Raw genomic sequence first — 17945 nt, 5'->3', positions numbered from 1 at the left:
ACCCATACCACCCCCCAACCAAACACCGATAGGGTAACTCCCTTGTGATAGCAGTCAATGGCAAGCCTATCGGTTCGTTACGAACCATTGACTGCTATCACATCGGTCGCACCCCTAAGAGTGTTTGTTTCGGTTAGGGGGGGGATATGCTTCCAAGTCAACACGATAGCCGTAGGTAGCCGTAGGGGGAACCCACTAGGTTATCAATGTACAACGATACTCCTATCAATGTACAAAGATATCAGACCGCCTACCTGGTTCCCTATGGGAGTCAGATTATTGGTGAAATCTTGAGGAGCCTACTCGCTACCAACAAAATGCGATCGCATAATCACGACTAACCTGGCTATGACATACTGAAGCGATACCCCCAAACAACTTTTCAACTGGTGACTTGTTTCGTCATCTCTCGCTGATACCTACATAATCCTCAGCAAGTCTCCAATTTATAGGGGTATTCATTTCGTTCAAAACCCAGTACCCCTAATAAACACCCTAAGCCAAAATCTTAGCCGTAGGTTGTAGGTAAAGCTATCTGTTAGGGGTAAAGTAGTTCTGGGTATTATCTGGACATGATAGGGTAAGCATTCATATAAATTTTTAACAGTCCGTTGCAACAGTCCGTTAGCCAAAAAATAAATAGACACCCCCATAGTCAGAAACCATAGGGGACCATTTAAGTTATTGGGGTAGCTGTTAGGTGTTAGCTGTTAGGTGTTAGGGTTTACGCCAACCATCATCATCAATATCATCTCTGTTGATTGGGAGATGGGGTGATTGCTTTTTATCTTCTAACTGTTTTTTACCAACTATCTGAACTAACTAATTTTTCAAAAACTCAAATAATATGTCTAACTTTTTATTGTTTAAATCTAGTTTAGACTCAATTATTTTATTGCCTATCAATGAATCAATGCCCAAATAAACAATAACAGTGATCAATAACAGAACCTCTAGTATTATTATACTCATTGCATTAATCTCCAAAAATAAAGGGTAAACCATTTAATCCTCTCCCAGGGTTCAAATATTGAGTAAAAATTACTATATGGTGGTGATTCAATTATTTGATATTCATTTAGCCAAATAGTTTCACGTTTAACCATCATATTCTGCTTCACATCATTGTATGTGTAAAATTTTAACCATCCTGCCATTTTCAAATAAATAGAAACCTGGTCTGCATCAAATAATATCCTCACAAATTTACTACCTGATATATCTGGCAATTGTTTACTTCCGTGTGGGGTATCATCCTCTTTGATAAAGTATTGGTTGTAAGCTAAAAACCAATTAGTTTCAGATATATCATATTTGTTAGACATTATCTCACCTGCTTGATTACATTATCGTTATCCGTGTCACACCATAAATCACCTACACTTAAACCTGTAGGGCTTGTCGGTAAATTACTGATATTAACATTTGTAGATGCTGTTGATTTACTTAGTGCCTCTAATTTTGGGGATAATTATTGAATCCCTGCCACTAATAAAGGAACTAATGTTTCATAAAGAATCGTCAGATAATCTATGTTTTTGTCGTCAACTTCAGGGCTATATGTGTGGTCATCTTTAACCAATTAAACTGCATCAGGATAAGACTGTTGAACCTCTTGTGCGATTAAACCTATTTTTGTTTATTGTGTAGAAAATCCATGGCTGCCAACTCATTATATTGAAATTCAATTACATTTAATTTTTTAAGTAAATTTAAGCCATTAATACTCTGAGCACAAACTGTTTTAAGTCTAATATACGAAGAACCTTTAACATAATCTCCACTATCGTTAATCAAAGATACGTTTGTGTGTTCTACTCTAAATCTAGTATGTACTCCAGATGATGAAAGAGTTGAGCTCTTTATAAAATATGTCTGCCCGTTATATAATTGTATTGAATATCTATCGCTAGGAGCAGTTCGCCAAACATCGCTTTGATGAAAATTAATACCATGATATATAAATACTCTAGGATTAGCATCTGCTTCTAATTCTATAGAATAATTCCCTTGATGAGAAAACGCCCAGCTATTTGCTCCAACTCTACTATTTAGTACTAAAGCCGTAATTGGATTATCTCCTATCCGGCGGATGTCAAACCCCCTCCAAACATTAAAATCAATAAGCATATTTCCATCAGGAAAACTTTCATTAGTTGCAAAAGTTACTGGATTATTTGTTATGTTAAATGTTTTAATTCCTGTTAAAGTTTGATTACCTGTAGTTCTAACTACAGTTGAATCTACATTAATTGTTCTATTAGCTGCTAAAGTTCCTCCTCCTGATCAACCATCTCCTGCTGTTAATGTAATATTTGAATGTGTGTGCGTTGTGGGAGTCCTAGCGTCAGATAATCTACTATCATTACCTTGACAGGCTGTGCCTGCTTGCCGTAAGCAACTGCCCATGTTGTTGCAGCACTCCCATTAAAATTATTTCCAGTTAATCCCGTACCATTTGTTAATGTATTAGGAGTATTGGCAGTTATTGTTATATTGGCACTACCATTAAACGAAGTCCCATTAATTGTTCTAGCAGTTTGAAGCGTGGTTGCAGTTGCTGCATTACCTGTAATATTAGAGCTTGTAAAAGCTAATTGTTGCCAGCTACTCCAGACTGCATTTACACGATTTCTTTGATAAATATCTTCTCCTCCAAAAGGTATCATTGTTTGAGAAATCGCAGAATTCTTATGTCTTTGTACAGTACAAAAACGCCATGAACTTCCCGGACTTTGATTTAAAAGAGAACTCCCTTGAGCAAAACCTGTTGTTAACACATCATTCCAATCTCCTGTTACAGTTATTGAAAGATTTGGTAAAGCACCAATTTCTGCTAAACTCCAACTTACATTTCCAGAGCCGTTTACTGATTTGCCTGTAGAACCAATTGTTAAAGTCCGAGCAGTTCCCCAGTTTACAGTAGTAATATTTGCTGTTCCATTAAAACTTGTTCCATTGATTGTTCTTGCTGTTTGAAGTGCTGTTGCTGTTCCGGCGTTTCCACTTATTGACCCGGTAATTAATGAATTAAATGTTTTAACTCCTGTCCATGTCTGATTCCCAGTTGTAATTATCCCTGAATTAGTTGCACTAGCTGTAGGTAAAGTAACATTAGTTCCTGTTGATGATGTAACTACAGGACCTGCTGTTGTTCCTGCTGTTACTCCTAAATTAGTTGCTACATTTACTTGTGCGCCTGCGGCTATTCCATTCAATTTATATTTATCAGCAGAAGTTAATAAACCGGCGATGCTCGTCGTAGCTGCTGGAATAGTAGCGTTAGTTCCGGTACTGCTTGTTACCGTCCCTTGGGCTGCCCCGGTAGTGTAGCTTAGGTTGGTGGAAAGGCGGCTATCATCACCACGACAAAATGTATTTGCCGTGCTACCGAAAGTACCGGTAGTAACAGCGCCTAATGTGGTGGTAATTAACGGTAAATTAGCCGTAGAACCTATAGTTCCGGTATTGCTAATGTTACCGTGTGTATGGCTAGTTGGCGTTCTAGCATTTGATAATCTGACATCGTTACCTTCGGTTACAGTTCCAGTAGTTGTTCCGAAGTTTTTATGAAATGCTGTATTTTTGGTAAAAGTAGGCTCTTTACCGTCTAATGCACCTTGAAGTCCTGTAACATTTGCAATAGTATGTGTATGTTCTGATGGAGTAAACGTTGTCGGTTTACTTGTAACTTCAGACCAAGTAGGTAACCGTGTTGCGGTAGCAGGCGCACTACTGATGTCGCCCCATAGATGACCGTGACCGGATGGCGCGAACGTAGACGGTTTGGACGTTATTTCAGTCCAGCTATGGGAATGAGTAGATGTGGGGAAAGTGCCAGGTTTATTAGTAATATTATTCCAAGTTAACTGAGTTAATTTGACTAAATTAGTATTGGAGTCAATAACTGCTTGTATCCGTTCATTAGTTAAATACAGATTAACTTCACCTTCTGGCAAGTCATCGGTTGATTGCCCAAATTTACTAGAGTAAATGTTGAAATTAGTCATAACTGCCTCTATATTCATCTTAGGGGGGATTCCCCCTAATTATTATTAACCTACAGTAACAAATTCAATTAAAGTTATTGATACGTTAGCGCTAGATTCCGCGATAGCTTGTAAATCGCTACCACCAATTGTTAGCATAACTGTATCACCTGGTTTAACCGAAAATGCAGCGTCTGACACGCTATCGCCGGTAGGGTCTAAAATCAAATGAACGGGTATATTAGACGGGTTTTTGATAAATACATTACGCCAGTTTGTGTTAGCATTTTCTGCTACTCATTCGGCAACTGTATTAGCCGTTAAACTAATAGTGCTTGTAACGGGAGTACCTGGTATCTTAGCAGTAATATTGAGAGTGTCTAAATTTAAAACACTGCTATAAACTGAGAAACTCATAATCACCTACCTCTTAAATAATTCTATTGTAGTCGGTTAGTAAGTGATTGTCTGCTCTAACCCGACAATCTGCGAAACACTATCCTCTGTCATTCCATAGATGCTGGCAGTAGATTTTAACTCGTCATCCTATGCAGTATTAGGGGGTAGCCATAAACATTGACCTGGTATGCAATTGCTGATGTGTCCATGACTAAACCAAACCCCAACGCTACCCGTATTCTGCAAGTGTAAGCGATATCTGTAAGTATTGGCGGCGCGGATAAGTGTAGGGGTATTACCTACGGAAATACCAAAATTTCGGGTTGAGTTAATGATGGTGTTTTTGGTAAGGTATCAAGTTGGTATTCTGCCATACCAAAAATATTAATTTAATCATTATTGTGCAATTGATTTAAACATCTAGCTTTTCATACAGAATGTGAATCTATAGCTAATCCTTCTGTCTGATTGGTAATCAACTCAATCAATAGGTTTTCTGTGTGAATCCCCCCAGAATAAGGGAGTTTTACGATACCTAGATTTAACCTGTTTTCTGTTGCTAGGTTCCCATAAAATACCGGTAAGCTGATAGAACCTTGTCACACATCTTGTTTCTTTTCCCATCTTTGATAATAACTATATTCTGGATAAATTTTGGGTATTTTTGATTGATTGAGACTAGGGATATAGCACCTAGCATTCAAGCTAGAGACATAAGCGTAAGCGGTAATATCATAACGACATCTGTCAGTTATCAAGCCTTCTAAAATCGCGCCATTAAATAACTCTACGGCGTTATGCCAATTGCTGGCATTAATTTCCGTAGCCATATTTTTAATTCCCCTCATGGATAGTCCTCAATTATTTTGTAATATTATATAATATTTCTAATTTATTAATAGCCTTCAATAATTATTCAGCATGGTTAGAGACACTCTAAAAATTAGAGACACTCTAAAAATTAAAGATACTATTAGGTCAAGCACACCCAGGAATATTGGTAGGTCAGGAGGAGTAAGTTCAGGTTTAGCAGGAGATTTAGGCGACCAAACATCTTCAACAATGGACTTTGGTAGGGGTTTACCGTATGCAAGGGAAAGAGATAGAGGAGGTGTTCCCGGATTAGTAAATCCTTGGGACCCAATCACCAGAGTGCCGCGTGGAATTAACCCAGAAGACCATGGTAGGTGGAAAAGGGAAGATGATGCGCGGCGAGTAGACGAGGAACCACCAAAGAGAGATGAACCAAAGGGAGGTAAAAAACCACGCGGCGGCAGAAGTGGCGGTGGTGGTAGCGGGAGAAGTTTTGGGGGTCCTAATTCAGGTGACAAAATTGATGATGATAAAGGAAGGCGACCAGGCGATAGTTCAGATGATGATTCAGATGATGATTCAGACAATGGAAATGGCGGAAATGGCAATATCGGTTGTACCATAAAAGCTGATGAAAAGTACAGCGTTGAAGAGTTCGACAGACAAATGGGTAGCGGGGGATGCCGTAATCCTCCACCAAGTAGAAGTAGCATCACTTTTGTTAGTCACATGGGTGGGAATCCGAGGTGGGGGGAAACTCCTCAACCAACAGGAAGTGAGAGGTTTTTTATAGGCAAGGACGGTGGGAGTCTGAGTGGGCATACGGCGACCCTGATTTAATGTATGAAAGTGTAGGTGCATTTTGTGATTCGTGGATGGAATGCACAGAATTTGATTATGTAATTCCCAACTTTTCCGCGAGCACAAAAGATATCCCGCCAGGCATCGGAGGAGGAGAACCTGAAAATAAAAAAGAACCTGAAAATATACGAACGATAACAATACCAGATATGAACGAAGAGTGTTGTTGCGGAATGATTAGAAGGATTTACGAGTTGCTAGACCCTGAATCCTTTCCGGCTGAAATGCCTGAAAAAATAACGGTTAATGCTAATAATCCAGAGAACATAATTCAACGAATAAACACATTACCAGAATGGCTAATGTACAGATTTGACATCGATGATGAAAGATGGGGTGAATTTGAAGTTAAAGTAGAGATTGATGATGTCAATCTAATGATAAAAGCAGAAGAAAAAGCCGAAATAAAATTACCTAACTTAGCTGAATCAATTGCTGAAATATTTGGTATGGTAATGGAAATTTTTATCTCTCATCAGGTTACAGAAAACGCTGTTTTAACGGCGTTATATGAAGCAGGTTTGGCTCACGCGGCAGCCTTTAAAGCTGGTAGTGAAGTATCTAAAATAATTGATTATTTAGAATTTACTAATGAGAAAAAATACGCAAAAATTAAAACAGCCTTTACTCCAGAAGCTGATAATTTTGAGGAACTACTAGAACCCAATAAAAGCCAGGTTAAGATTACCAACCAGAAGGATGCGAAAGAAACATGACAAACAACATTAAATCAAATTAAAGAAATATTTGCTTACGTGCTCAAGGTACTTTACAGGTGAACAGTAATGACCCAGCCAAAGACATATTAGCCGATTTAACGCGGTTATATGATTCAATGAAAAAACAAGACGATATCAGAGAACAGGAAACCAAGAAAGTACAAGAATTATTGAAAAAAGACTTTCCTGATATCAAGATAGAAACCGAATTGATTGACGGCGATAACCCACTAAGAGGGACTTTGTAATGGTTGCCAGAAGTGCAAGAATGCTAAGGAGTACTCGTAGCTTGTCTAGCCGTCAAACCCGTAGCAGTATAGGTAGGAATGGCGTTAGACAAGTTAATTTAGCCCAGAGAACATCTACTCAAGAGATGGGTTGGTTTGGCACATTATGGGCAAAAGTTACTGGTAAAGTTGTTGAATGGGGCAAAAGTTTTGGAGGTTGGCTATGGGAAGGAATTACTAAGTTTTTATCTAACTTTAGCTTTGAGAAAGTAGCGACATTTATTACCTCTAATTGGGACAGCTTTTGGAATTTTAATTGGAATATTAGCGATAGTGATATTGATAGAAACATCCAAAATATTGCCGGACAATTTATAACCACCACGGCTGGGTTTTTAGGTAATATGGCTGGGAAATTAGTATGTGGTGTTTTACCAGTAGCAGGTCTTGCATTTCTCAATAAAGCGGCCGCTATGCATGTAGCATTAAGCAAGGGGCATGAAATGCTTATGGAAGTATCTACAGCTGTCGGTTCATACGTTAAACAGTCATTTAACATGGCTATGAAAGCAATAGCATGGACGTTATTTAAACACGGTAGACGGGTTGTTAAAATGTTTTTAGATAAAAGTCCTTCAACACTTGCAACGGCTATTGTTTCAATGGTTACTGCTGGTAAAGGAACGATTGAAAAGTGGGGTGACGAAAAAGGTGAAGAATGGAGTTTCGGTAAACAGAGAAGGGAAGCTAGGGAGAAATTACCAGAAAGCTATGACGGAAATATTAACACTATTTGGAACCAAGACAGTTCCGAGGAATTCGGGGATGAGTTTAGCGAGAACTGTAAAGAGGCTATTGTGTTAGTCGCTCAAGGTTTAGATGAATATATGGCATTACAAAGAATAGAAGAAAATAGACAACAACAATTAGTTAACGCGGTTATAGAAAACAATGGATAAAGATTTAGACTAGTGTCAAGCCTGCGTAATTTACCGGAAAACGTAACTAATGCTTGGGCTCAAACTGAAATACTAGGAAATAGAGATATAGGGCAATTTGTAGGGTCAGGTGATTTTCCGGAAATCAGTACGTCAGCTAATCTTAAAATACAGTTAACTTTGGTTTTGTACAACTACGAAAAACCTCCATATTGGACTAAAAATAGGCAGTCAACACTGCAAAAAACTCAAATAGAGTTACCGTCGGTTAGTAGGGATAAAATTACATGGGATAGGTTACAAAGGATATTTACTCAACCCAGTCAGCATTTACTAAAGAAAATATTAAAGTTAATTGCACTATAAATAATGGTAGAAAGTTTGCGTTTTTTATTAATGAATTTAGTAAAAATGAGGCAGAAAATATCTGTAAACAATTAGTTGATTTAACTGACGCTAAAATCGTGTATCCTATTACCTTCGAGGAAAGGAAAGGTTTTGGCGGTAGGGAAAATGCGAAAAGAATCAAAGAGAGCAAAATGTATATCAGTGAAGTGAAAATACTTAACTGGGAATTAATTGATAAATTTGAACAAGCTAAAATCGACTTAGGTGAAAGTAGTGCCTTGGCGATGTATCAAGACCCTAGAAAAACCCAAGTCAAAATTCCTCTACATTTCCAGAGAAAACCTAGTTGGGTTGATAATGCCATACGGAAAGCTACGAGGACATCGTTAGAGTTAAAAACTGGAAATCAACCCCCAACTACAACCTAATCATTGAGTCATATCAGTCACTAACTATCATCCACGATGAAAGAGATTACGAACATACTTAGACATGGTTAAACTGGTAGTTAGCGTAATGTTGGTATTGGTAGCGTACCGTCGCGTTTAACTCAAAAGCTGCTACATATATGTAGCTTCTGTTGAAAGAACCATAGCAGCCACAATCAGCAAATACACTGCTATAGTCTAGGTATTGAATAAAATCAAGGTGAGATTATAGCTACTAAGAAAACGCTAGGTGCTGCGACACTGGAAAACCAATTACTTGAAATTATTGAGCCAACCCAACGAATGCAATCGACTGCAAGTAATAATCCTGATGGTGCAACCGTAGTCACTGCTTATACCCGAAATATGGCTACAGGTCTCGTAACTGTTTCATTGTCAATTCCAACAGACGATGTTTTAGACCCTACTGACGGCAGTATTGATGTAATAGCTACAGAGCTATTTGTTGATTAATAGATATCGGGTAGGCACTAATATCATCGTTTTACCTACCCTGACTTAAATCATGTAGAACAAGAGAGTTATTATGCCTTTAAGCGACGCATTTAACAGAGACAAAGAAGACTGGGTAGAAAAGTTAGCCACAGCCAAAGGCTCACATTTAGGTCGTAGTCTAGTAGTTGAAGTTCCAGTAGATGCAACTTCAAAAATAGGCGTACCTATGCCTATGCTTTGACTCCACGTTTTAAGTGGAGGGTCAGTATCTAATGAACCAACGGCCGTCAGGAACTTAACCATTTGGACACCACCTGTTAGGAATACTTCCACGCCTAATACTAACAGACGTAATATCATAAAAGGCAGTCGGGTAAGAGCATACAAGAAGGCTGAATACACTCGTTTCTTTGTTGAGGCCCCGGTTAATCCTGGCTATTGGCGTAAATACACCCAAACACGGGTAGGCGAAAAAATACTGAGATTTATCAGTATTAAAGCACCTCCTATCGTTTCTGTTAGTGGCTTGTTATATGTATTTGCTCACTATTTTACTATCAAGCCAGCATCATTAAGAACCTATAACAGTATGTTCAGAATTCCTAGCAGCGATGGGCTGGCCCTAGCTAACCTGGGTGAATTAACTGTTGAGAGAAGTGAAGCACCAAACCAAGTACAGGGTGATCTTCCTGCTAATGCTCCTGTTAAGTCACCTGGCAGTAAGAGTAAGAAAAAATAAACCGCCAAAAAGTAGACAAAGAGAATTGACCACTATATAAAAAAATAGTGGTCTTTTGTTTGAGTTGTATGTGGCGATAATTTAAACATTTCACAATTATGGTATAAAGTCAATAATTCTTTTATTTTTTGGGCTTATATATTTCTGATTTATTTATAAGTATTAATTAGGTTAAAAATAATAATCATAAACAACCAAAAATATCAAAAACAGTGATTTCCAACTCAATAACTCAATCGTATTTTTTAAAAATGATTTTGTCAATGAGTTGAAAATAACTGACAGATGCGTAAAAACCAAAATACATTAGTAGACCAAAATACCGCTATTTACCAGATTGACAAAGACAGCGTAAAAACCAAGGATACACATGGACTCTCACCTAGTGAATATCTGGCAATCTTAAAAAGGTTCAGCAACTTTGCCGGATTTCTTGACCAAGTAGTTCCTTATCTGCCATATCCCAAAACATCACCTATCTACACATTAAAAGAAAAGTTAGTGTTTGCATCTGTAACGGACGAAAAGGACTTTAATCTGGAATTAACCTACTCTGAGATTATCGCGTTAAAGAATAGCATTAAAGCTATTCTAACTCTGATTAAACTTGGTGGTGGTGTCAAGATGCCACGTAAAGTTTCTGGTGCTATTGCTGACGATATCGCTGCCTTGGAGGGTCACTTTTTTAATCTCTCCGATAATCATGTTGGCCCGGATATCCCTGAGTTATCAACCGACCCTGACCCATTTTCAGTCTGGCTTCAGGGTTAATCCCTAACAGTCTAATTACAGCAGTCTAATTGGGAAATAGAAAAGGCTACCCGTAAAAAGGTAGCCAATACACCAAACATCGAGGACTATCACCATGATATCAAAGCACTGGAAAGAAGTGCGGTTAAATCTCAGGAATATTAAACTTGACCCGTTGATGTATATGGGAATGTCGTTTGCTATAAAGGTTCCTAACTATGCAGGAAGAGGAAAACTTCAATGGCAATTAACAGCCGTTAAATTTTACCATGAATTTCTGGCTTATTATGTGGGAAAAATGATGAAAAAAATTAATCCCATTACGCCCAGATAAAATTGAGGAAATTCTCAATAAAGCACTTGAATATTGCCGGGAAGAATGGAGGATTTATCAAGCTGAATCTGGTGGCGATAAAGAGGAGGTAAATAATGATGATTAACAAGTATCACGCCAAAGGACAATATGATGAGGGGCATTACTTTGCATCAACGCTAGAGAGCAAGGTGTATCACCTACTCAAAAAGTATGATGACAACCTATCAATACACCCCCGATTAACTTTGGTTGATCACTGTAATGATTGGAAGTCAATTACATGGAAGCCAGACTTTTATAGTCCAGTTTTCAACCAATACATCGAAGTAAAGGGAACGCTAACAACCGAGTTTAAACTCAAGATGCAATTGCTTAATTACCTTAATCCCGGAATGATTGAAGATATTTGGTTTGTCACTCGGAACAGGTCTTATCGTTGGCCAGGTATTTATTTAATGAATATCGATGAGTTCCAACGACATCTGAAAGCACAATAATTTAAGTTAATAGGAGAACAGCAACCGTGATAAATCTACACTATAAAGGCATATTTAGCCTCAATGGTGAACTTGTGCAAAGCCATTATAACCCCCATAAATTTGACCAAAATACAATCATTGTGGCTTATCAAGTCTTGACACATATTGAGGAACACAAAACACCTGAAGTCAAGAATATTACCTATCAGGTAATGGGTAGTTACAGACCACGTGGTGATTATCAAGGCTCTGCAATTATTAAGCTAACTAAACAATCACAGTTTAGAGTTCAGCTATCCGGTAAGGTAATCCAATGTTTTGGTATGGTTGTCGCCAAATTGCAGCCAGAATCAAATCACCTAACACAATCAACAATCAACAATTAACTAAGGAAGAGTAATCATGAGTATTGGATATTACGGTAAAAGAGATGACGATAAATTCGCGTTTTGTAGTGCAGTTAAATCTGGAGAATCAGGCACATTCCTAGTGATTAGTCAAGCACAATTCCGAATTAATTTACCTCACCTATGGATATTCGGTAAAGGTGTATCAGGTGATTTTGCTAACTTCAATGATAGGGATTGGAGTTATTCCAAAGGTGATGAAGAATTATTAGCTGTCAGGTTTTTTATTGAAAAATACGAGACTGAATATAACGGGAAAAAACGATAATACACCCCTACAATGCTAGAACTTGCATTGCTTAAAATAATAGAAAGTGACGCAATGCTTACAGACGGTTCTGTGATGTTTACAGCAACAATAAACTTAGGGCAATCATCAGTCATACCTTCTAACAGGATATTAGAAGGAAATATCGGAGATGATAATTTCAACTCTGACATTTCTAATATCTTCTATATTGAGGATATAGAAGAATTTGATGAACGGGTAGCTAATTACTCTATCGCTGATATTGACGCTTTCATTGAATCCAAAACCCAAAAAATGGTGGCTTTGGTGGTAAACCGAAATACAAAACCTTTGAAGAAAGGCTAACAGAAGGGGCTAAGGTTTTGGATTGTGACCCTAGCTTTGAGAGCCTTTATAACAAGGTTAAAAAACTTGATTCTGATGTCTTGATAGCTTTAATTGAGTTACTGCGATTAATGTAGTCACAAATAATCCCCCCTAAAATTTTAGGGGGGATAACCACCATACCATGTCAGCAATACAAGAGCGATAGGAGTGTACCATGTCCGACGACTATATCGATTATAGGCTAATCAGAAGCCAAATGTCATCTGAACTTGACGAAATAATCACGGATGGCAATTTAGGTAAACAGATAGAATCGGTGTGTAGGGCTGTCTGTGTTCTGCCATATCCTGATATCCAATTCCCTATTGTAACCTCGTTTATAGCGTCTCCAGTAACCCTTATGAGTACAGCAGGAATCCTGTTCCTTTGGGGGTCTAGTGGTACTGGAAAGTCACAGATAGCTACTATTGCGGCTTCACTGTATCGCACCGACACAGTGTTAGCTAACAGCACATTTGCTTCACTGAGAAACAAGATACAACACGAACGCTTTTATGACCCCCTTCAATGTGAATTTGAGAAAAATTTTATATTGGTATGGGAAGATATCACCCCTAGCTTATTAATTGAAAATGAGAATATGTTATCGCTTTTCAAGGTGTTAAACCGCAAAAATAGCCGAATAACCATCAGTAGTCAAATACCGGGAACTAACATGGTATTTGATGCTTTCGCTTTCAAGGTGATTAATTCAATACATCCATTGTGGACATTTTGGAAATTAAACGAACTCAAAATACGAATGTTTCCTATATGGTTTAAAAAACGAGATACAATGACATCAGAAGAATATAGGGGGAATAGTTACGAATTAAGCGATTTAAACGATGTAGAAGATATTACGCTTGATAAATTATCATCTCATTATCATCTCAATTAGAAATTTTCTGGAGAGATATCGATAACTGCAATCAATACAGCAAGGTCAAAAAACAACTACAGAAACACAAAAAAGATATCATTAACGCTAGGTTATCAAGTGAAATCATTGTCACCCATTCATTGATTTATCAATTATCTATCAATGAATCAATTAAACGCTTCAATGATTACTGGGATTTTTTTATTAAAAAAATCTTGACTATATCATCAGGTACTGAGCAATTTTTGGATAGTTTTATCGCTCAAAGTATAGAAGCCAAAACAAATCAAAATCAACAAGCTATTAACGCGGGGTGTCCAGAATTAATCTAGGTTGTAACTGATATTGACCCCAAGACTCTGAAAGAAACCATTGAGAGAGCCAAAAATGATGGTTATTTAGATTCAATAGTTACTGTGCATGAATTAAATAATCTAATGAAAAATAGAGGATATAATATGATTAATCAGAACGGCAAAAATGTTTGGGAACAAATAATTTATGAGACCCAAAAATGACCCAAAACAATATAAATGCTATTGCAAAAATAAGGTTTAAAACATTTAAATAAATGGTAGATATTACAATCTACAACGCCAACAGAGAAGACGCTAGAGATACGTTAATCAGTATTATGGATGATTGCGAGATTGAGTTATCTGTAGCAGAAGCAAAAAAACAATTATTGCTTAAACAGCTTAATTATATCAAGCATTTACTGACCAAAATCGAATAGTTTAACGTCGTCTCGGACGGGTTTAAACTATCACAGCTTAACCATCATCAAAGGATAAAACTATGTCAATCAAATCAAGTACACCCGGATTAAACGTAGTAGAATATAGCTATATGAGCAATCGAGTCAACCCTAACGTTGTGGGATTGCTTGACTTAGTAGAACTTGCTATCACGCCTGAACAATTTGATGAAATTATCGAATTTATCCAAATCCACAGGCATTTTTTAAACGCGGAAATCGAGTTACTCAAAGGCATTGAAGCCTTGCTTAATGCAAAAATTACAGAACACAACAATAGTCAAAATCACCCTGACAATGATTATCATGAGTTCAATTAATCAGTTACTGCAATGCAATCAATAGGAGACAAAACCATGAATGAAGAACAAGCAAGGTTAATGGTTATCGCGGAATTAGCACGTGATATTTACGCTCAAATGATGTCACGATATATCCCCTACGCTAACCAAGATACCAGGATGAAATTAGCCGAAATAGCTCATAACGCCGCTGTTGATTTTATGACGGTACAGAAAAAATGGGTATCGTCTCAAGAGACAGTTATTCAACCAGTATCATTTATGTCCGACTTTAGCGGCAATGGTTACAGTAGCGATATTTTTATGGGAGGTAACTTTGATACCTAAATTACTCCCAGTAGTAACGTTAACGGGAAGCTATACCGGGTTTTTAGTAAGTCATAGTATCTGCATTGAGGTAGGCTCTTCAGAATGGTTTAAATACCTATAAACCCATAAATCCTTTTCAGTAGAGGTTAATGGTAAACGATTTACAGCGTGCAAAAAAACCTCAATCAATGGTTTTACCTACTGGAACCTCAAAGGGTGGGATGGTAGCGTCAATCATCACATTTACATAGGGAAAGCTGACCAAGTCACTGTAGACAAGCTAACAGACGTAGCGTTAGCTATGATTACTAAGTGCAGAATGAGAAAACCCTAAACCCTAACACCTAACAGCTACCCCAATAACTTAAATGGCCCCCTATGGTTTCTGACTGTAGGCAGCAATTCTCATTTTGGAAATTCAACTGCTATCGGGTGGGATGTCTAACTCGAGACCCTCAAGCATAAAGGTCAGAAGGTGGTCCCAACTGTCGAAGTACAGTCTGGGTAAGCGCGCGCAAATCATTAAAGAAGGTTTGGCGCTTCGGTAAGTGCGCTCGTAGCAACTGGTACTTGTTATCGAGCAACTCCTGCAGGGTGTGGAAGAGCAGCGAGAGGATGTTGATGGTCCGGAGCAAGGAAGAAAGATGCTGCTTGTCATGGCCAAAATTGTGTTCGAGATGGTAGCCCTTGGTCTTGAGAGTGTTGTTGTTCTCATTCTCAACTTTCCAACGAGTCCGCCCGGCCCGAACCACCTCGGCTACATTCTCATCGCTGAGAGGATAATTCGTGGCCAAGGAGTTGTGATAGGTTACCTGGCCATCAGCGGTGGTGACAGTAAGTTCGCACCAGTTAACCAACAGCGCCTCATCGCTATCTTTGAGGGGGACTCCGTTGAGATAGCGGTAGGTATAGGTTTTCTCGACTTTACCAGTCCACTTCTTGGTCGTGAGGGTCGGGAGTTCGATGCCCTCTAGGTGTTCATAGAGGGTAGTATGAGACTCGGGGCGACAGACGACGATGAAGTTAAGTTGCTGCTCTAAAAACTGCTGACACAACGGTTGGTGGCAATAGAGGTCATCCCCTCAAACCGTGACATTCAAAGCCCTCAAGCATTGTTCTTGCCTCGATAGCCAGCGTTTGGCGGCGGCATTCTCACAGTCTTGCTTATCATGACCATCTTGGGGCACGATAAATTCGGGGACTAAGGGAATCACATGATTCTGTCCCGGACAGACGATGACTGGAGTGACAACACTATGGAAGTAATGGGTTTTTCCTGACTTCTGGGTGCGCGTTGAACAGTGGGGACAGTGAATTTGGTCGGAACTGAAGTATTCGGTGCCATCCAACGCGACTAATAGACTGTCCCCTAGGCAACGGAAGTCTTCTAACTGCCCCTGGGCTTCCAAGACTTGTAGGATATCCTCAAACACTGGAAACAGGTGCTCTGGGGACACGGCATCTAATAAGTCCCGAATCTGGTTATCACAGGGAATTCGATGAACTCCAAACAGACTTTGGGCATTGCTCTTGCCTTTACTCCCCTCCATCAGACGTTGATAAGCCAGAAACGACGGAGTTTGAGTAAAAAACACACTAAACGCACTTAAAGCGGCATCCTCCATTCCATAGCGGCGATTTTTACCCCGGCGCTTGTCCGGTAGCGATGACAAGCACTGGCGGAAAGAACCGACTAGAGTCTCAAAGCCACCTGGCTTTTTCAACGGCTCTGGCGCTCCTGGGTTTCTTAGATGTCATTACGATACAGGGATGCTGGGGACTTGAACAGGTTTTCGCCAAAATGAGAATTGCTGGACTGTAGGGGGTGCGTGTATGTTATGGTCGAAAGGGAAGTCGCCTTCCCCAACTCCAATTCCAAACCGTGCTTGATACTTTCACATCACACGGCTCCTGATGTGGACACCCTATTGTCAATAGGAACAGGGTTACAACCCCCTGCTTTGTGACTTCAACTTTGGGAGCTATATACAACACGTAGTCTCATGGATTTCTCCATTACTCTCGCTTTCGTCATAACACTCCTACTTATCGCAGTCTCTATATCCACACCGTGACTAGTGGGCATATCCCAACCATTACAGTTAGGCATTGGCTTTCAGTCACATCCTTTCCCCTTATAGGCATACGCTTACACTTTTCACTACTCAATAGACACAACACTACTGAGAGCCTAACAGGGGTTTAAACGTTCCGTTTATATGGGCATTCCATCTTTAGATTTGTTCTATCCACCGGGGTACTTAAAAAGGTCTGTGTAGGTAGTAAATACAAACTCCTACTTTTCCCCTTACCCTTTTGGGCGCAGCGTATCAAGCCTATTTCGCTGCTTATTTATAACGATGGTTCAAGCCGAACATTCGGTTTCCCTAATCATGGATGGTTGGCAGTGGTCGCATCTGGTAGTAGGTTCTACTTCACGCCTTCCGTTCCCCGCTTCAATCCTGGGTTTGTGATTCCCAAAACTGGGGGTGGCTATCGCCTTTACTCTTTCCCATAATCGCCCCAAGTGGATTTTACTCCTCCTAAGTTCACCTGGACGGTAAATTTTGCGATTTCTTAAAATGGGATTGACCTTGAGTTTCCTGCCTTGCTCGTTTTAAGCCCGAGCGTTGGAACATATAAACAGTTAAGGGGTAACTGGGTTGAATCAGTTGATTCCCCTCTAGGAGGTTATTTCGAGCATTGCAGCCCTATTTCACTCCTAAACGTCTCGCACGTATTTTTCATTTATAGACTATAATTTATAGACTATAAATCGTTTATATGAATGCTCACCCTATCATGTCCAGATATTACCCAGAACTACTTTACCCCTAACAGATAGCTTTACCTACAACCTACGGCTAAGATTTTGGCTTAGGGTGTTTATTAGGGGTACTGGGTTTTGAACGAAATGAATACCCCTATAAATTGGAGACTTGCTGAGGATTATGTAGGTATCAGCGAGAGATGACGAAACAAGTCACCAGTTGAAAAGTTGTTTGGGGGTATCGCTTCAGTATGTCATAGCCAGGTTAGTCGTGATTATGCGATCGCATTTTGTTGGTAGTGAGTAGGCTCCTCAATATTTCACTAATAATCTGACTACCCCTATGGGTTTTGAAATTTGAGCCATACCCTCCCCCCATAACCGAAACAAACACTCTTAGGGGTGCGACCGATGTGATAGCAGTCAATGGTTCGTAACG

The 17945-nt window shown here is 39.1% G+C and carries 18 protein-coding genes and 6 pseudogenes; 17 read left to right on the top strand and 7 right to left on the bottom strand.

Translation table 11 applies throughout. The annotated features are described in order from the left end of the window. Window positions 1–206: 206 nt before the first annotated feature. On the top strand, window positions 207–341 hold the full coding sequence (locus N39L_RS10225) for a hypothetical protein (RefSeq protein WP_286131321.1): 135 nt from the start codon (window positions 207–209) through the stop codon (window positions 339–341). 627 nt (window positions 342–968) lie between these two features. Here the strand turns inward: N39L_RS10225 and N39L_RS10220 are convergent. The 5 genes and pseudogenes from N39L_RS10220 to N39L_RS10200 all read right to left on the bottom strand — a co-directional run bounded on the left by N39L_RS10220 (window position 969) and on the right by N39L_RS10200 (window position 5236). After that, entirely contained in the window at window positions 969–1325 is a 357-nt protein-coding gene (locus N39L_RS10220) for a hypothetical protein (RefSeq protein WP_006615909.1), read from the bottom strand. A 304-nt stretch (window positions 1326–1629) separates the two neighbouring features. Further along, window positions 1630–2130 (bottom strand): hypothetical protein, encoded by a 501-nt coding sequence (locus N39L_RS10215; protein WP_014275060.1) that lies wholly within the window; start codon window positions 2128–2130, stop codon window positions 1630–1632. A 173-nt stretch (window positions 2131–2303) separates the two neighbouring features. Then, window positions 2304–4010 (bottom strand): pyocin knob domain-containing protein, encoded by a 1707-nt coding sequence (locus N39L_RS10210; RefSeq protein WP_231851969.1) that lies wholly within the window; start codon window positions 4008–4010, stop codon window positions 2304–2306. 45 nt (window positions 4011–4055) lie between these two features. Beyond that, window positions 4056–4406 (bottom strand): annotated as a pseudogene (locus N39L_RS10205) (hypothetical protein). Between the two features lie 581 nt (window positions 4407–4987). Continuing rightward, window positions 4988–5236 (bottom strand): hypothetical protein, encoded by a 249-nt coding sequence (locus N39L_RS10200; protein ID WP_006616146.1) that lies wholly within the window; start codon window positions 5234–5236, stop codon window positions 4988–4990. Between the two features lie 73 nt (window positions 5237–5309). Between N39L_RS10200 and N39L_RS10195 the strand changes: the two are divergent. The 16 genes and pseudogenes from N39L_RS10195 to N39L_RS10120 all read left to right on the top strand — a co-directional run bounded on the left by N39L_RS10195 (window position 5310) and on the right by N39L_RS10120 (window position 15070). After that, a pseudogene (locus tag N39L_RS10195) lies at window positions 5310–7029 on the top strand (hypothetical protein). Continuing rightward, window positions 7029–7967 carry a hypothetical protein gene (locus N39L_RS10190; protein ID WP_231852018.1) on the top strand — a complete coding sequence of 313 codons (939 nt, stop codon included), beginning with the start codon at window positions 7029–7031 and terminating at the stop codon, window positions 7965–7967. The pseudogene N39L_RS10195 and the gene N39L_RS10190 overlap by 1 nt, the downstream one beginning before the upstream one ends. A gap of 12 nt (window positions 7968–7979) precedes the next feature. Next, the gene (locus N39L_RS10185) at window positions 7980–8312 is read left to right on the top strand and encodes a hypothetical protein (protein WP_006616323.1); all 333 of its coding nucleotides are present in this window, start codon (window positions 7980–7982) and stop codon (window positions 8310–8312) included. 98 nt (window positions 8313–8410) lie between these two features. After that, on the top strand, window positions 8411–8722 hold the full coding sequence (locus N39L_RS10180; RefSeq protein ID WP_006616324.1) for a hypothetical protein: 312 nt from the start codon (window positions 8411–8413) through the stop codon (window positions 8720–8722). A 228-nt stretch (window positions 8723–8950) separates the two neighbouring features. Then, a complete protein-coding gene (locus N39L_RS10175; protein ID WP_006622122.1) occupies window positions 8951–9196 on the top strand; it encodes a hypothetical protein in 246 nt (81 codons plus the stop codon). Between the two features lie 1006 nt (window positions 9197–10202). Then, the gene (locus N39L_RS10170) at window positions 10203–10688 is read left to right on the top strand and encodes a hypothetical protein (protein ID WP_006616325.1); all 486 of its coding nucleotides are present in this window, start codon (window positions 10203–10205) and stop codon (window positions 10686–10688) included. A 94-nt stretch (window positions 10689–10782) separates the two neighbouring features. Then, a pseudogene (locus N39L_RS10165) lies at window positions 10783–11107 on the top strand (hypothetical protein). Next, a complete protein-coding gene (locus N39L_RS10160) occupies window positions 11097–11480 on the top strand; it encodes a DUF1064 domain-containing protein (protein ID WP_006616299.1) in 384 nt (127 codons plus the stop codon). The pseudogene N39L_RS10165 and the gene N39L_RS10160 overlap by 11 nt, the downstream one beginning before the upstream one ends. A gap of 26 nt (window positions 11481–11506) precedes the next feature. Beyond that, window positions 11507–11848 (top strand): hypothetical protein, encoded by a 342-nt coding sequence (locus tag N39L_RS10155; protein WP_006616300.1) that lies wholly within the window; start codon window positions 11507–11509, stop codon window positions 11846–11848. Between the two features lie 16 nt (window positions 11849–11864). Beyond that, window positions 11865–12137: a hypothetical protein gene (locus N39L_RS10150; RefSeq protein WP_014275137.1), complete on the top strand. Its 273-nt coding sequence runs from the start codon at window positions 11865–11867 to the stop codon at window positions 12135–12137. Between the two features lie 54 nt (window positions 12138–12191). Beyond that, window positions 12192–12464: a hypothetical protein gene (locus N39L_RS10145; RefSeq protein ID WP_014275136.1), complete on the top strand. Its 273-nt coding sequence runs from the start codon at window positions 12192–12194 to the stop codon at window positions 12462–12464. 196 nt (window positions 12465–12660) lie between these two features. After that, window positions 12661–13886, top strand: a pseudogene (locus N39L_RS10140) (hypothetical protein). A gap of 53 nt (window positions 13887–13939) precedes the next feature. After that, the gene (locus tag N39L_RS10135) at window positions 13940–14104 is read left to right on the top strand and encodes a hypothetical protein (protein WP_014275133.1); all 165 of its coding nucleotides are present in this window, start codon (window positions 13940–13942) and stop codon (window positions 14102–14104) included. A 62-nt stretch (window positions 14105–14166) separates the two neighbouring features. Continuing rightward, the gene (locus N39L_RS10130) at window positions 14167–14445 is read left to right on the top strand and encodes a hypothetical protein (RefSeq protein ID WP_231851967.1); all 279 of its coding nucleotides are present in this window, start codon (window positions 14167–14169) and stop codon (window positions 14443–14445) included. Window positions 14446–14481: 36 nt separating this feature from the next. Continuing rightward, window positions 14482–14754 carry a hypothetical protein gene (locus tag N39L_RS10125; RefSeq protein WP_014275131.1) on the top strand — a complete coding sequence of 91 codons (273 nt, stop codon included), beginning with the start codon at window positions 14482–14484 and terminating at the stop codon, window positions 14752–14754. Beyond that, window positions 14708–15070: pseudogene (locus tag N39L_RS10120) on the top strand (hypothetical protein). The gene N39L_RS10125 and the pseudogene N39L_RS10120 overlap by 47 nt, the downstream one beginning before the upstream one ends. A gap of 121 nt (window positions 15071–15191) precedes the next feature. Here the strand turns inward: N39L_RS10120 and N39L_RS10115 are convergent. Continuing rightward, window positions 15192–16460, bottom strand: a pseudogene (locus tag N39L_RS10115) (ISNCY-like element ISAtsp9 family transposase). 641 nt (window positions 16461–17101) lie between these two features. After that, complete coding sequence (locus tag N39L_RS10110; protein ID WP_202070192.1) at window positions 17102–17263, bottom strand: hypothetical protein; 162 nt, start codon at window positions 17261–17263, stop codon at window positions 17102–17104. Window positions 17264–17945 lie beyond the last annotated feature (682 nt).

Origin of the sequence: Limnospira platensis NIES-39, assembly GCF_026000695.1 — a bacterium.
GTDB lineage: Bacteria > Cyanobacteriota > Cyanobacteriia > Cyanobacteriales > Microcoleaceae > Limnospira > Limnospira platensis.
This window is presented reverse-complemented; position numbering and strand designations above follow the sequence as displayed.

Coding starts and splice junctions, on each gene's coding strand:
- N39L_RS10225 (WP_286131321.1), top strand. CDS start 207: ATGTACAACGATACTCCTATCAATGTACAAAGATATCAGACCGCCTAC.
- N39L_RS10220 (WP_006615909.1), bottom strand. CDS start 1,325: ATGTCTAACAAATATGATATATCTGAAACTAATTGGTTTTTAGCTTAC.
- N39L_RS10215 (WP_014275060.1), bottom strand. CDS start 2,130: ATGCTTATTGATTTTAATGTTTGGAGGGGGTTTGACATCCGCCGGATA.
- N39L_RS10210 (WP_231851969.1), bottom strand. CDS start 4,010: ATGACTAATTTCAACATTTACTCTAGTAAATTTGGGCAATCAACCGAT.
- N39L_RS10200 (WP_006616146.1), bottom strand. CDS start 5,236: ATGAGGGGAATTAAAAATATGGCTACGGAAATTAATGCCAGCAATTGG.
- N39L_RS10190 (WP_231852018.1), top strand. CDS start 7,029: ATGGTTGCCAGAAGTGCAAGAATGCTAAGGAGTACTCGTAGCTTGTCT.
- N39L_RS10170 (WP_006616325.1), top strand. CDS start 10,203: ATGCGTAAAAACCAAAATACATTAGTAGACCAAAATACCGCTATTTAC.
- N39L_RS10160 (WP_006616299.1), top strand. CDS start 11,097: ATGATGATTAACAAGTATCACGCCAAAGGACAATATGATGAGGGGCAT.
- N39L_RS10150 (WP_014275137.1), top strand. CDS start 11,865: ATGAGTATTGGATATTACGGTAAAAGAGATGACGATAAATTCGCGTTT.
- N39L_RS10145 (WP_014275136.1), top strand. CDS start 12,192: ATGCTTACAGACGGTTCTGTGATGTTTACAGCAACAATAAACTTAGGG.
- N39L_RS10135 (WP_014275133.1), top strand. CDS start 13,940: ATGGTAGATATTACAATCTACAACGCCAACAGAGAAGACGCTAGAGAT.
- N39L_RS10130 (WP_231851967.1), top strand. CDS start 14,167: ATGTCAATCAAATCAAGTACACCCGGATTAAACGTAGTAGAATATAGC.
- N39L_RS10125 (WP_014275131.1), top strand. CDS start 14,482: ATGAATGAAGAACAAGCAAGGTTAATGGTTATCGCGGAATTAGCACGT.